Source organism: Bradyrhizobium iriomotense (assembly GCF_030160715.1).
GTDB classification, from domain to species: domain Bacteria; phylum Pseudomonadota; class Alphaproteobacteria; order Rhizobiales; family Xanthobacteraceae; genus Bradyrhizobium; species Bradyrhizobium iriomotense.
Window position 1 is genome coordinate 1 of record NZ_BSOW01000115.1, and the last position, 1,124, is coordinate 1,124.

At 59.6% G+C, this 1,124-nt stretch carries 1 protein-coding gene; it reads left to right on the forward strand.

Annotated features, from left to right (window positions below; translation table 11 throughout):
• Nucleotides 1–46: 46 nt before the first annotated feature.
• Nucleotides 47–1,111, forward strand: a complete 1,065-nt coding sequence (locus QQL28_RS45645) for an IS630 family transposase (RefSeq protein WP_284276422.1) — start codon at nt 47–49, stop codon at nt 1,109–1,111.
• Nucleotides 1,112–1,124: the final 13 nt, after the last annotated feature.

The following is a 1,124-nucleotide window of genomic DNA, read 5'->3' on the forward strand; positions in this document are numbered from 1 at the left end:
CTAGTACCCACTTTTCTTAGATCGTGAGTCGTGATTCAAGGTCGGGATGATACCCGAAGCAAGAGAAGTCCGCCTTTCGAGGAAAGATCGCAAGGTGCTTGAGGCGTGTTGCCGCTCGCCGGTGACGTTGCAGCGCGATTTGAAGCGGGCGCGGATCGTCCTGCTGGCGGCGGATGGGCGCAGCACCCGGTCGATCGCCAAGGAGGTTGGGGTCCAGCCGCGGATTGTCAGCCTTTGGCGGCATCGCTATGCCGACCTTGGCCTTGAAGGGCTGCAAGACAAGCCGCGGCCTGGCAAGCAGCCGATTTATACGAAGACGACCGACAAGCGGATTCTGAAGCTGTTGGATAAGCCGCCGCCGCACGGGTTTGCGCGCTGGACCGGTCCTCTGCTGGCCGAGGCGCTGGACGATGTTGACGTCCAATACGTCTGGCGGTTCCTGCGCAGCCACAAGATTGACCTCGCAGCTCGCAAGTCCTGGTGCGAGAGCAACGACCCGAACTTTACGGCCAAAGCCGCCGATGTCGTAGGCCTGTACGTCGCCCCGCCGGCGAAGGCCATTGTGCTATGCGTGGACGAGAAGCCCTCGATCCAGGCTTTGGAGCGAGCGCAGGGTTATCTGAAGTTGCCCAATGGCCGCGCCTTGACCGGCCAGAGCCACGACTACAAGCGGCATGGCACCACAACACTGTTTGCGGCACTCGAAGTCGCCACCGGGAAGATCATCGCAACGCATTCAAAACGCCGTCGCCGCGTCGAGTTTCTCGATTTCATGAACAGCCTCACCGCGGCCTTTCCGAACCGCCAGCTTCACGTCATCCTCGACAACCTCAACACCCACAAGAAGAACGAGGACTGGCTTAAGGCCCACCCCAACGTCCAATTTCATTTCACGCCGACAAGTGCGTCCTGGCTCAACCAGGTCGAGGTATGGTTTTCGATCTTGCAGGGGCAGTCGCTTAGCGGCGCCTCCTTTACAAGCCTCAAGCAGCTTCAGGAACACATCGATGCCTACGTCAGCGCGTACAACGACAAAGCCGAGCCCTTCGTCTGGACCAAGAAAAAGGTCCGTCAACGCCGCTTCAAAGGCCGCCGTATCACTCAGCTCTGATTCCGGGTACTAG

Bases quoted from the DNA above. Each gene is read 5' to 3' on its own strand.
- QQL28_RS45645 (WP_284276422.1), top strand. From the start codon at position 47: ATGATACCCGAAGCAAGAGAAGTCCGCCTTTCGAGGAAAGATCGCAAG.